This window comes from Rahnella sp. RcJ3 (assembly GCF_009498575.1).
Classification (GTDB): Bacteria; Pseudomonadota; Gammaproteobacteria; order Enterobacterales; family Enterobacteriaceae; genus Rahnella; species Rahnella aceris.
This window is the reverse complement of record NZ_QSNX01000007.1, coordinates 155342-167539: the sequence shown is the minus strand read 5'-3', so window position 1 is coordinate 167539 and position 12198 is coordinate 155342. Positions and strand designations below refer to the sequence as shown.

Below are 12198 nucleotides of genomic sequence, written 5' to 3'. Positions count from 1 at the left end.
GTTTATCGCAGTATGAAAGCAGTGAAAAGCACGTCGTTGATCACCTGAGGAGGCTGACCTTTGACCAGTGGCGCGTCCAGAACCTGTTTGATGTCCTGAACCAGCTGTTGTTTACCCGCTTCGCTGGCTAACTCCGTCGACTTCTGACGGGAGAGCAGCAACAGCAGGCGGCTGCGAACTTCAGGCAGGTATTCATTAAGCGTAGCGCGATTTTTTTCGTCCGGCAGACGCAGGGTCAGCCCGACATACAGCACGCGGTCAGGATCGTTATCCGCCGTTTGCAGGTTAACGGTGAAGGTATCCAGTGCCAGGAAAATCGGTGCCGCAGGCGGTTCGTTCTTTTTCACTTCAGTCGTCTGTGTTCCATTTCCGGATTGTTGCTTGTGCAACATCCACCAGGCGTAACCGGCCGCACCACAGGCTCCGATGGCAATCAGTAACAGCAGAATGATCATTAACGGCCGCTTTTTTTTACGCGATGCCGAGAGAGCAGAGTCAGACATGGATGAGGCGATTTCCTGTAAGTATGAGCCGTCTGGCGCGAGAAGCACCACACTGCTGAGTCAATTCTGAAAACGATTATCCCGCTTATCCCGTTGTTCAATAGTCAGAATAGGCGGGGTAAATAAGGTCAGCTCTGCCGTTTGAATTAAGGACGAACTGACCGTCAGCAATTATCTGAAACAATTCTGCGAACTTTTACGCAAATTCCTACGCAAAAATGTCCACGCTGTTGTTGCCGCTGACCCGTGAAGCGAGGGAGGCCGGAACCGGCAAGGCACCGCTGGCAGAGGGAGTGCTGCCGGAGCTGAACGCTGCCCAACTGGCGGCATTACCTTGCTGCGAACCTGACTGACTTTGCTGCTGGGCTTGCTGCCACTGCGAACTGTCACTGCCGACGCTGCTCTGACCCAGGCTGATGCCGTTGTCTGCCAGCGCGGTTTTAAGCTCCGGCATGGCGGCTTCAATTGCCGAGCGCACACCGCTGTGACCGGACACAAAGTGGAGCTGTGCCTGATTGTTTTCAATCTTCATGCTGATCTGGATAGAGCCCAGATCAGCCGGATGCAGACGAAGTTCCGCGGTCTGTTGCCCCTGACGGTTGAACATCATCACCTGCTGACCCAGCTGTTGCTGCCATTCCGGTGTACCGAGCTGTGCATTAAGCAGCGGCGTTGTTGGCGCGGTCACGGCGCTGGTCATGGTTGGCGTGCTGGAAACCGGCGCGGAAGAGACAGCAACGGCGGCGGTGTTGAGCTGATTCAGTGCCTGCGTGCCGTTATCGGCAGCGCGGCTGTCATTTTGCTGCAGAGCCGCGGCATTGCCGGCTGCTGCGCTCATTGACGCCAGCGCGCTGCTAAAATCAGGTGTGTTGCTGGTGGCCGCTTTACTGCTGGCGGCATGTTGTGCGGAGCCCGACGCGGTATTGCCTGAGGCGGCGGCCGCTGCTTTCGGATCGGTGTCCGTTACTGCGGCGGTTTTGCCATCAGCCGTCAGTAAGGAAGAGGCGGTCAGACCGGCGAGCAGTGAACTCTGCTTATCGGTTGTGGTGGGTTCGCTGCTGACGGTTTGCGTGGCGACGGTGGTAGCGGTTTGAATCTGCTGAGCCGGTTGCTGCTGCGCCGCAAGTTGCGCGAGCAATGACTGAACAGAAAGGTCAGCACCGGCGTCAGTGCTGTCTTTATCTTTATCGCTCAGGGCGGCATCTTTGACCGGGACGGAGCCCGTGCCTTTCAGATTGCCGGTCGGCAATATCTGAATCGCGGCGATCATTTTGCTCAGATCACTTTCATCCAGCATCAGGCTGCCGTCTTCTTCACCAGAAGTCACTGCCTGCGTCAGGGTTGTTTTATCGACGACCACCCCTTTGGCAGAGATTTGCTGGCCGAGTTTGGCTAACGTACTGGTGATTTTCGGATCCACTTTTTCGCCGAGCTGGGCTTCAAGCTGGCTGGCGAAATCCGCCGGGCTGGTAGCGCCCGGCTCGGTGATCGCACTGACGTCCGTTGCCGGTGACGTACTGACAGAGGCACTGCCGGTCGCCGCGCTCGCGGTGGTCTTCGCCGTGGTAACGGCTGCAGGCAAAATATTCAGATTCATGGTTGTTTCTTCCTGTGTGCGCTGCGCTGGGCGAACTCATCGTTCTGCTTTTGATCAATCTTATTTTCCAGAGAACGTTGCTGCTCACTGGCGCGGGTTTGCAACGTCTGGTACGCATTGAGCCGTTGCTGCTTGTCCTGCCACTGGTTAACCGCCATATTCAGCCGCTGATCCCATTGTTGTAGCTGTTTGCGGTGCTGCTCAATCGCCACTTCCAGTGTGCCGATAAACTGTTGGTAGTTTTGCCAGGTATTCGCGGCAATCCCGTCGGTCATGGTGGAATTGAGTTTTTCCCGGTATTCACGCTGATAATTGAGCAGCATGGTGAGCTGCTCGTCAGCCTGACGTTGCGATTGTCGGATTTGGCCCAAATGACTGGTCGCCTGATCCAGCGCTTTTTGCGCCAGCGAGCAAAGTGTGATTAACGGCGATGAACTTTCCATTTATGCCTCGCTTATCTTGGTTTAGCCCGGGAACAACATGTTTAGTTCCAGACAGGCGTCTTCATATGTGCTGCGTTCCATGATGTCCTGTTGCAGGAAGTTCTCCATCTGCGGATACAGCTTGATAGCGCGATCGAGCATCGGATCGCTGCCTGCGGCGTATGCACCGACGCTGATCAGGTCACGGTTGCGCTGGTAGCTGGACAACAATTGTTTGAAATTACGAACGCGCCCGTACTGGGCGTCGTCAATAAGCGAGGTCATGGCACGGCTGATCGACGCTTCAATATCGATTGCCGGATAATGGCCGGATTCCGCCAGACGGCGCGACAGCACCACATGGCCGTCAAGAATGGCGCGGGCGGAGTCAGCAATCGGATCCTGCTGGTCATCCCCTTCGGTCAGTACGGTATAAAACGCGGTAATCGAGCCGCCGCCGCTGATGCCGTTACCCGCGCGTTCAACCAGCGCAGGCAGTTTTGCAAACACGGAAGGCGGATAGCCTTTGGTGGCCGGTGGTTCGCCGATCGCCAGGGCGATTTCACGCTGCGCCATGGCATAACGGGTCAGGGAATCCATAATCAGCAATACGTGCTGACCGCGGTCGCGGAAGTCTTCGGCGATACGCGTGGCGTAAGCGGCACCCTGCATACGCAAAAGAGGAGACACGTCAGCCGGTGCTGCGATAACCACAGAACGGGCACGACCTTCGTCGCCCAAAATGTTCTCGATAAAGTCTTTGACTTCACGGCCACGTTCACCAATCAGTCCGACCACGATCACGTCGGCTTTGGTGTAGCGCGCCATCATGCCGAGCAGGACGGATTTCCCGACACCTGAACCGGCGAAAAGCCCCATACGCTGTCCGCGACCCACGGTCAGCAGGGCGTTAATGGCGCGGACGCCGACATCCAGCACATCGGTGATCGGGGTACGTTGCAGCGGGTTAAACGGCGGCGTGATAAGCGCCGCGCGATAGCCGGTGTCCGGCGGCGGTAATCCATCCAGTGGCTTGGCGCTGCCATCTAACACACGGCCAAGTAATTGCGTACCGAGCGGCAGTTGTTTACCTGCGGTCTGGCCGTCGGCGGCAATACGGGCATACACCCGCGCGCCCGGCAAAATACCTTCCACTTCTTCCAGTGGCATCAGGAACAGGCTCTGACCGTTGAAGCCGACCACTTCGCTTTCGACTTCCTGCACGACCGGCCCGTCATGGCGCTCAATCAGGCAGGTCGCACCCAGCGGTAACTGCAAACCGGTGGCTTCCAGTACCAGACCTGTTGCCCGCGTCAGACGGCCATAACGACGGACTGACGGCGTACGCGCCATGCGTTTTTCCGCGTCATCCAGCGTTTTCAGCAAACGGCTCAGTCGGGCGGTCATCAGAGATCTCCCGGTGCGGCGAGACGGCACAGTTCATGCCAGCGGGTGGCCAGCGAAGCGTCCATATCGCCATCTTCGGCACTGACTTTACAGCCGCCGCTGTGGATCTGGCTGTCGGCCAGCAGTCGCCAGCCGTTCATGCTCAGGCTGGCTCCCAGTTGCAGTTCCACACGCTCGAAATCTGCCGGGTTAACGCGCAGTTGCGGTTTGCCCTTGAACATCGGTTCCTGCTGGATAAGTTGTTGGATCTGATTAAGCAGGGCGGAACCGTCACAAATCGGCGCCTGACCAATAATCTGTTTGGCGGCAGTCAGCGCCATTTGCATCAGACGGGAAGCAATGACGCTGTCCAGCGCATCCAGTGTTTGCTGGAAGTCAGAAACCATATGCTGCCAGTGTTCAGTCAGAACCGCCTGCTGTTGCTGACCTTCCTGCAAACCCTGCTGCTGCCCGGCTTCCAGACCTTGCTGGAAACCGGCGGCGTAACCTTGTTTCTGTCCGGCTTCAAGACCCTGCTGGAAACCCTGTTGTTCGGCGTGACGCTGAAGATTGAGCAATTCATTCTGGTCTACCTGAACTTTTGGCAGACCGTCGTCTTGCTCTGGTTCGCCGCCGGCCAGCAAAGGTTCATCGGGCGTGGTAAAGACGGGCATTCTGAGGTCGCCCGGTCTCCACCGCTGCCATGGCAAAGCATTGATGCGCTCAGCATGACGTTCTTCCGCCGTTTTCTTTTCCGGTGCCGGTTTGTCAGACTCTGGTGAGTCAGTATTAGGAGCATCAGACATAAGAATCCTCGCCGCCGCCAACCATCATTTCGCCGGACTCTGCCAGGCGGCGAACCGTCTGCAGAATTGCTTTTTGTTCGTTCTCGACCAGAGACATACGCATCGGTCCGCGGTTTGCCAGATCGTCGCGCAGGATATCTGCTGCACGTTGCGACATGTTGCGCAGGAATTTGTCGCGCAATGGCTGTTCCGCCCCTTTCAGTGCAACCAGTAACGATTCGCCTTCGACTTCCTGCAACAGGCGCTGGATACTGCGGTCGTCCACATCCACCAGGTTTTCGAACAGGAACATCTCGTCGATAATTTTCTGCGCCAGTTCGCCGTCGTAACCGCGAACGGCTTCGATAACCGCCTCTTCCTGCTGAGTTTTCATCAGGTTGATAATTTCTGCCGCAGTACGAACACCGCCCATCTTCGAACGTTTGAGGTTCTGGCCGTCGAGCAGGTTGTTCAGCACTTCGGTCAGTTCCGCCAGCGCCGCTGGCTGGACACCGCCGAAGGTCGCGATACGCAGCATGACGTCGTTGCGCAAACGCTCGTCGAACAGCGCCAGAATATCGGCAGCCTGACCACGTTTGAGGTGAACGAGGATGGTGGCGATAATCTGCGGATGTTCGTCGCGGATAAGATCGGCTGCCATCAGCGGTTCCATGAAGTTCAGTGTTTCCATGCCGCTGGTGGTTTCGCGCGATTCCAGAATGTCTTCCAGCAGGCTTGACGCACGCTCCTCGCCCAGCGCTTTGGTCAGTACCGCACGCAGATATTCGCTGGTATTGACGCTCAGTGCGGCGTACTGCTCGGATTCGTCCTCGAACTCGTTCAGCACTTCCGCCAGCTGCTTGTTAGAAATTTGATGGATATTCGCCATCGCGCCACTGATTTGCTGCACTTCGCGAGGGGAGAGGTGTTTGAACACCTCCACCGCGCGGTCTTCACCCAGCGTGATCATCAAAATGGCGCTTTTTTCGGTTCCGGTCATAGTCATGGTTGTTCGGTACTCATCCATTGGCGGATAACCAGGGCGACGATACGAGGATCCTTATCGGCCAGCTCCTGCACACGTTGGGTCTGAACTTCAACACTGACACGCTGTTGTGAACGTTTACGTTTTTCCAGCTCGTCATTGCTGAGTTTGACCGGTTTACTGCCTTCAGGCTGTGGCATGGTGGCGGCAAGCGCGGCTGCGGCTGCGGCATCTTTCTCTGCCTGCTGTTTGCGCAGCATCGGACGAACCATCTTGCGCCACAACAGCCAGGCCACAATCAGCACCAGTAACCAGCGACCTGCATTGAGTAACTGATCGAAGAACGCCTGTTGTTTCCAGAACGGCAGCTCGCCGGAATCGTCAGCCGCTTCGTTGAACGGTGTATTCACCACGTTCAGCGTATCGCCACGTTCCTGAGAGAAGCCCATCGCTTCGCGTACCAGATCATCAATTTTCTTCAACTGATCGTCAGTCAGCGGCTTCGCTTTGCCATCCGGTCCGACCTGGTAGTTAACGACAACCGCCGCAGACAGACGCTGAACGGCACCGGCGCTGTGCTGGGTATGCGTGATGGTGCGGTCAACTTCATAGTTGGTGGTTTCATCACGACGACGGTTAGACGGCACATTGGCATTCGCGGTGGTGGCTGCATTTTGCGCATTATTGCCGGTCTGATTTTGTGTGCCATTTGCATTGTTTGCCGCTGGCGGGTTCGTCACCGGTGCCGTCGCTGCCGGAGCAGGCTGGTTGCTCAGTGCACCCGGCACGCCGCCGACCGATGACGCGCCAATCTGGTCGCTGGTGCTTAACTGACGTGACCGCACAGCCGCTTTATCGGCTGAACCATTTGGCTGATAGTTTTCATCTGTCTGTTCACGGCTGGCGTAATCAATCTGCGCGGTGATTTGCGCATGCACGTTACCGTTGCCGACCACCGGTTGCAGAATGGACTCGATACGACGTTGCAGACGGCCTTCCACTTCATTGGCATATTTCAGCTGGGAAGCATTCAGGTCGCGCCCGTTGTTATCAGATTGCGTCAGCAGATGACCGCTCTGATCCACCACGGTAACGTTCGCAGGCGGTAAGCCGGAAACACTGCTCGACACCATATAAACGATGGCATTGATCTGGCCGTCATCCAGCGCACGCCCCGGCTGTAAATTCAGGGTCACAGAGGCGGAAGGATTTTTTTGTTCGCGGACAAATAAGGAAGGCTTAGGAATGGCTAAATGGACACGGGCGCTGCTGACCGGGCCCAGCGTTTCGATGGTACGTGAGAGTTCACCTTCCAGCGCACGCTGATAGTTGATCTGCTCGCTAAACTGGCTGATGCCGAATTTTTCCTGATCCATTAATTCAAAACCAACCGCGCCGCCTTTAGGTAAACCGGCAGCCGCCAGTTTCAGACGCGTTTCATACACTTTGTCGGCAGGGATCAGCAACGCACCGCCGTTATCAGAAAACTGATAAGGAATGTTCATTTGGGTCAGCTGAGTGACGATGGCGCCGCCATCCTGGTCACCGAGATTACTGAAGAGCACCTTATAAGTAGGCTGCTTAGCCCACAGCATCATGACAACAACAATAGCCACGGCTGCCGCAGCAGCGATGGCGATAGGAACTTTTGGGTTGGCGCGCAGGCGATTAAGCAACGCAGTAAAACCGCTTGGAGGGGTTTCTGCGCCGGCTATTGCGGAACTCATACAAGATCCCTATTTAGCTGTTGAATGGTGGTGTTCATGTTGTCTCTTAACAAAACAGACTCCCAAGTGCGCAATCGTTGAAGCGTGACATTTTTCAGTCCTCCATACAGGCAGGCCTATTTTCTAGGTGAGCCATTATTTGCCGCTTAACGCAAAGTTAATGGCCCGATAAGCCATGGTTTTTAGGTTCAATTACCGCGTTTAGGAAAAAACTGATGTGATAGGGTGTCATTCCATGAAAGAAGCCATTTGTTCACCGACACCCCGATAACCGGAGAAAGCATGTCAATTCAAGGCATTGAGAGCGTTTTACAGCAGATGCAGGCCACGGCTATCCAGGCCGGTGCCGCACCAAAGACCGATACCGCATCAGAGGCCGGTTTTGCCAGCGAATTAAAAGCGGCATTAGGCAAGATCAGCGAGACCCAGAACAACGCAAAACTGGAATCTGAAAAGCTGGAGATGGGTGTTCCCGGTGTCAGTCTGAACGACGTGATGGTCGATCTGCAAAAATCCTCGATTTCATTGCAGCTTGGGGTCCAGGTAAGAAATAAACTGGTAGCAGCGTATCAGGATGTGATGAACATGTCGGTGTAGGGGAGAATCTGGCGGATAAAGCGAGTGCAGGGGGTGAGCAAAAAGTTTGCCCTGTTATCACCTCCATTGAACACAATGAAAATATTATTTTCTAACTGATTAATTTGTATTAATAACTGCTAATTATTTCTTCTTCCTATTTCACTTAATAAATAACATCAGAAACACATCCGTTTTTTACGTTTAAGGCGTACTTTTACCGTTGTTATTCGCATGATGGCTTTTAATTAGCTTGTTAATCATCATGCGAGTTATTTCACCCGAATTTTTACAATCTGACACCATTGTTTTTAATTTGTATTAAGTTTGGTGTTCGGATATTTATTGTCCGGTAATTCTTATGAAGCCTGTAGATCCATGCGCAGGCAGGGGAAAATGATTAATAATCATTATCAGCATCCTTCGCGGCTGACCGGAGTATCAGCCAGATCAACAACCCGATGACCGCCAGAACGATGAGTACAATAAAAAGAATTTTCATCAGTACACCATGCTTAAATTTTCCGCCATGCTCTCTCAGATTGACATAAATTGACAATCTATTTCGGCGTGAAGTAAGCGTAATTATTGCTTCAAAACGTTACGTTATAAAAAGTTTAATTTAAGAGATGAAAAAGACAATGAAATTAACACCGCTCATGATTGAAAATGACCGGACGGGATGCCGCCCGGCGGGGTTGTGAATCACTCAATAATCGTTTCGGATATCATCTATTGATGAGCTGATAAAGAACCATGCCGCAATACCTGTGACCATCGCAATACTTAACATTATGTTCATGGCTCCAGTCCTTCACGTCAGTAGGGTGAGTTGCATCTTTACGGAGCATCTGATCGAATTGTTACAGGAAGTCAGTTATGGGGGAATTTTGGCCACTTTATTTACTTTCCTCCTGTTACTATTATCGACCTTAACGGGCAGTAACTTGAGGTTGCAGAGGGAATAAATCAGCGTTGTGAATGGGATAACCGGCGAGTTGTAACGGAGAACTGTAAGTTTCAGAAAAAATGTTACCGGTGTCACAAAATTGTCCTTTGCATGGGCAGGTTTATTTGCCAGAATCGCAAAAAAAACGCTTCACCTGCATAAAGCACCTGCACAAAATGATAATCCGTCCCCCTCGTCACTGGTTCTTGCGTTTGTTCGCCTGGCATGGTTCTGTCCTGCCCAGTATTCTGTTCCGTCTGAGTCTCAATTTACTGATGTCACTTGCCGCCATTCTCACTCTTCCCTGGTATGAGACCCTTGGCGTGAAACTCACACTCGCGCCTTTCAGCCTGCTCGGTGTCTCTATTGCGATCTTCCTCGGCTTTCGTAACAGCGTTGCGTACGCACGTTATATTGAGGCGCGGCAATTATGGGGTGGTTTGCTGATTGCCTGCCGGACATTACAAAGTCAGGTGATGGCTGTGTGTCCGGGAGAGGCGCAGCGCGTGACTGCGTTGCTGCTGGCGTTCTGTTTCAGCCTCAAGCACCAGTTGCGTCCCAGCGATCCGCGTCCGGATCTTCAGCGTTTGCTGGGTGACGATGCGGAAGATATTCTGTCGCGCCGTGCGCCGACAAATATGGTTCAGCTGCGGTTGTCACAATGGCTGGCTGAACGACGCCGCAGCGGTGAACTGTCGGATATTGTCTATACCCATATGGATTCCACGCTGTTACAGCTTTCACAAGTGGTCGGTGGGTGTGAACGCATCGTTAGCATGCCGATTCCGTTTGCGTACGGTCTGTTGCTGCACAGGACGGTATATCTGTTCTGTAGTTTGTTGCCGTTTGCACTGGTGGTGGATTTGCACTACATGACGTTGCTGGTGTCAGGTTTTATTTCTTATAGTTTTTTGTCGCTTGATACGCTGGCGGAAGAGCTGGAAATGCCTTTTGGTCTGGCCAATAACCATCTGCCGCTGGATGCCATGTGTACCAACGTAGAGATTAACCTGCGTGAGATGAACAACCAGACGCAACTGCCGGATACCCCGATGCCGGATCCGCGCTTCCGTCTGACGTAGAGGTGATCGTGCGCACAAATTGGCTAATTATTAATCAGTGCAATGGCAAAATTCTTAATGTTCATGAAGCTGTCATAATTTAGAAACAAAAGTGAAATAGGATGTAGGAGCTAAAACAATCCCTTCCGATATCACGAGGTCGTTATGTCAGTTATTCAGGCCAAATCATTGCACGAAGCTGAAGATCTGCTTAATTCCGGTATGGTGAAAAAAGTCGAGCTGGCTTTTAATATTAACAGTGATGAGTTTTTCAAACTTGCGCTGGAATGTGGTGACCGTGGTGCGAAAATTACCAAGGGTAAAAATTTCTTTATCATCACACTTAAAAAATGGGTTATTCCGTCGAATGACCAGACTGCAACAAAAAGCAACGTTCTGATGTAATTGCTTTTTGCATCTCCATAACCCTGTCATAAGACAGCGTTATGGAGGTATTTATTGCCGCTTCTGCCGTTTCCCGTGCGTTACCTCATCGCTTTCATCATATAAACACTCAGCGGATCCGGGGACAACGCATAGTCGCCAAACGCTTCTGTCCGGCAATAACCCAGTTTTTCATACAGCGTGATGGCTTTTTCCTGAAACACACCCGTTTCCAGAAACAGGTCTTTGTACCCCAACGCTTTCAGTTTCTTTTCCATTGCGGCAATCAGTAATGAGGCAATGCCCTGACCGCGATACAGCGGGCTCACGTAAACACGTTTCATTTCCGCGAGGCCGTGTTTTGTGATAAACAGACAGGCGCAACCGGCCCAGTCATCATCAACCCTCGCCATAAAACACGTGATCTCACCTTCATCAAGTTCAGTGATGTTAATTCCCTGAAACGATTCCGGCGGGTAGAGCGGATATTGATAGGCATCCAGCTCAGCAATCAGTCGTGTCAGATGCGGATGAGTCGCATCGGTTTCAAAAATCTGGGCACTCACAGCGCAGGCTCTCAATGTAACAAAGTGGATTTATATTTTTAACTTAAATCACCCCGAAAACAAGGGACTGGCAGGCAGAAGTGTGGCGGAAAACCGCCTTTGCGTAAGAAGAGTGTAAAATTTAATTATGTTCCTGATACGTCTGTCAGAGTTATCCGATTTTAAGTGCCTCCGCTTCATTTTATACATGTTCTTTATTTCTTTTATGTAACATTCATCCCGAGTGATTAATGTATGCGATGAAATAACCTGGAGTGATTAATGATTTGCGTGTTATCGCGCTGGGGGAAAGGAAGTATATTATAAGAGGTTGATTGAAAGGATAAAATTATGGCTGTCTATCCTGTTGGCGTTTTTGTCACGCTTACTTTTACACCAGGTTTATTTGAAATTGTCGCTGTTCTGGATGAGGTTAAACCAGTGCAATATCAGGTCATTAACGTTGAAACGGGCAATGTGATCAGGGTGAATGAACACTTTATCCGCGGCATCGTGAAGCCTTAGTGATTTGTATTAAATGACGATGAACTCAGGAGGCCGGGCAATACTGTTTGCCCGGCCTTTCGTTTTTAGTCCGGCATCAGGTTGTTAAAATCCTCTTCATACAGGCTGCGGCATTCTTCCATAAACTCCGGGTATCCCAGTTCTGAGGTCTGAACTTCACGGCCAAGTCGCTTTTCCAAATCTTCGTGAAACCACTCAAATTCGCCATGCAGGATGCCGGTAAATCCGGTCAGTATGATGCATTGCTGTGGCGTCAGTTTTTTCACAGGGGTTCCTCATGATTTTCGGGGGGCAAAAGACGGTTACGCCAGCTCTTGCGCAATATAAATGTTGAAAGAGAGAAGTGCTTCACGCCGGTATCCGGCAGGACGCGGCAATATATTCTATCCTCTAATTAATTCCACTGGAAAACAAGGAGTCACATATGGATCAGGATCTGTTTGAACAGGCACCGCTGCCGCTGCTTACCCGGTTTGAGATCGGTGACAGGGTCAAGTTGCTGACGTTTCCGGTAGGCGTACATCCGGCCAGCTATCAGCTTGATGTGGCGATCACCAGAATTCATGATGGTGAATTTGAAGGTGAAATTGTGCGCATTGCGCCACTTGGCCGTCTAGGGCATCACGAGGCGCATTTTACGGTGGGCGGGCATGTTGAATTTTTCGCCCGCAACATTCAGGGGATGGCGGCCTGAAAGTCAGGTGGCTCCTGAAAACAAAACCCCGCGTTAATGGCGGGGTTTATGGCTTTCAA

14 protein-coding genes are annotated in these 12198 nt (G+C 52.3%); 5 read left to right on the top strand and 9 right to left on the bottom strand.

Annotated features, from left to right (window positions below):
- Positions 1 to 2: 2 nt before the first annotated feature.
- The 7 genes from fliL to fliF form a co-directional block, all read right to left on the bottom strand.
- A complete protein-coding gene (gene fliL / locus DXU84_RS11420) occupies positions 3 to 503 on the bottom strand; it encodes a flagellar basal body-associated protein FliL (RefSeq protein ID WP_037034434.1) in 501 nt (166 codons plus the stop codon).
- A gap of 208 nt (positions 504 to 711) precedes the next feature.
- Positions 712 to 2100 (bottom strand): flagellar hook-length control protein FliK, encoded by a 1389-nt coding sequence (locus DXU84_RS11415; RefSeq protein ID WP_153375750.1) that lies wholly within the window; start codon positions 2098 to 2100, stop codon positions 712 to 714.
- Positions 2097 to 2543, bottom strand: a complete 447-nt coding sequence (fliJ, locus tag DXU84_RS11410) for a flagellar export protein FliJ (RefSeq protein WP_013575800.1) — start codon at positions 2541 to 2543, stop codon at positions 2097 to 2099. Before fliJ ends, DXU84_RS11415 begins: the two co-directional genes overlap by 4 nt.
- Positions 2544 to 2564: 21 nt before the next feature.
- Positions 2565 to 3929, bottom strand: coding sequence for a flagellar protein export ATPase FliI (gene fliI, locus DXU84_RS11405; RefSeq protein WP_013575799.1), 1365 nt, complete (start codon positions 3927 to 3929; stop codon positions 2565 to 2567).
- Complete coding sequence (gene fliH, locus DXU84_RS11400) at positions 3929 to 4582, bottom strand: flagellar assembly protein FliH (RefSeq protein WP_370447467.1); 654 nt, start codon at positions 4580 to 4582, stop codon at positions 3929 to 3931. The genes fliI and fliH overlap by 1 nt, the downstream gene beginning before the upstream one ends.
- Before the next feature lie 124 nt (positions 4583 to 4706).
- Positions 4707 to 5699, bottom strand: coding sequence for a flagellar motor switch protein FliG (gene fliG, locus DXU84_RS11395; protein WP_013575797.1), 993 nt, complete (start codon positions 5697 to 5699; stop codon positions 4707 to 4709).
- Positions 5696 to 7405, bottom strand: a complete 1710-nt coding sequence (gene fliF / locus DXU84_RS11390; protein ID WP_013575796.1) for a flagellar basal-body MS-ring/collar protein FliF — start codon at positions 7403 to 7405, stop codon at positions 5696 to 5698. The genes fliG and fliF overlap by 4 nt, the downstream gene beginning before the upstream one ends.
- 282 nt (positions 7406 to 7687) lie before the next feature.
- Here fliF and fliE point away from each other — a divergent pair, with 282 nt between their 5' ends.
- The 3 genes from fliE (at position 7688) to DXU84_RS11375 (ending at position 10396) form a co-directional block, all read left to right on the top strand.
- Positions 7688 to 8002, top strand: coding sequence for a flagellar hook-basal body complex protein FliE (gene fliE, locus DXU84_RS11385; RefSeq protein ID WP_013575795.1), 315 nt, complete (start codon positions 7688 to 7690; stop codon positions 8000 to 8002).
- Positions 8003 to 9106: 1104 nt separating this feature from the next.
- Complete coding sequence (locus DXU84_RS11380; protein WP_153375747.1) at positions 9107 to 10012, top strand: bestrophin family protein; 906 nt, start codon at positions 9107 to 9109, stop codon at positions 10010 to 10012.
- A 144-nt stretch (positions 10013 to 10156) separates the two neighbouring features.
- Positions 10157 to 10396 carry a hypothetical protein gene (locus DXU84_RS11375; RefSeq protein ID WP_013575792.1) on the top strand — a complete coding sequence of 80 codons (240 nt, stop codon included), beginning with the start codon at positions 10157 to 10159 and terminating at the stop codon, positions 10394 to 10396.
- Between the two features lie 80 nt (positions 10397 to 10476).
- Here the strand turns inward: DXU84_RS11375 and DXU84_RS11370 are convergent, their stop codons facing one another.
- The gene (locus DXU84_RS11370; protein ID WP_013575791.1) at positions 10477 to 10941 is read right to left on the bottom strand and encodes a GNAT family N-acetyltransferase; all 465 of its coding nucleotides are present in this window, start codon (positions 10939 to 10941) and stop codon (positions 10477 to 10479) included.
- 330 nt (positions 10942 to 11271) lie between these two features.
- Here DXU84_RS11370 and DXU84_RS25005 point away from each other — a divergent pair, with 330 nt between their 5' ends.
- Positions 11272 to 11445, top strand: coding sequence for a hypothetical protein (locus tag DXU84_RS25005; protein WP_013575790.1), 174 nt, complete (start codon positions 11272 to 11274; stop codon positions 11443 to 11445).
- Positions 11446 to 11510: 65 nt separating this feature from the next.
- On the opposite strand, the gene DXU84_RS11365 is transcribed toward DXU84_RS25005, so the two are convergent.
- Positions 11511 to 11711 (bottom strand): hypothetical protein, encoded by a 201-nt coding sequence (locus tag DXU84_RS11365; RefSeq protein WP_013575789.1) that lies wholly within the window; start codon positions 11709 to 11711, stop codon positions 11511 to 11513.
- 158 nt (positions 11712 to 11869) lie between these two features.
- On the opposite strand from DXU84_RS11365, the gene DXU84_RS11360 reads away from it, so the two are divergent.
- A complete protein-coding gene (locus DXU84_RS11360; RefSeq protein WP_013575788.1) occupies positions 11870 to 12139 on the top strand; it encodes a hypothetical protein in 270 nt (89 codons plus the stop codon).
- Positions 12140 to 12198 lie beyond the last annotated feature (59 nt).